The 321-nt window shown below is 62.0% G+C and carries 1 protein-coding gene; it reads right to left on the reverse strand.

The genetic code is table 11. From position 1 onward, the window contains the following. Positions 1–190 (reverse strand): ABC transporter permease subunit (locus tag AC0L3B_RS38955; protein WP_473383011.1); only part of this gene is annotated, 190 nt, incomplete at its 3' end. Positions 191–321: the final 131 nt, after the last annotated feature.

Here is a 321-nt window from a genome sequence, read left to right on the forward strand (position 1 = left end):
GCAACGAGCCGAACAACGAGCCGGTGCCACCGACGATGGTCATGATCAGGATGTTCTCGGACATTGCCAGGTCGATGTTCGACAGCGGCACAAAGTGCAGCAGCATGGCGTACAGCGCCCCGGCAATGCCGGTGACCGCGCCGGACAATACGAACACCAGGATCTTGAAGTGCCGCGTGTCGTAGCCGATGGCCGCGCCTTTTACGGGTTTGTCGCCGTGCTGTTCCTGCTGATCTTTATCGGCGCGCGCCGGGTGATCGCTTCGCCGTTCGGCAGCACCCTGATGGCGATCCGCGAAAACGAAACCCGTGCCTCGGCCAT

It is taken from the genome of Bradyrhizobium sp. Kon56, from assembly GCF_055807635.1.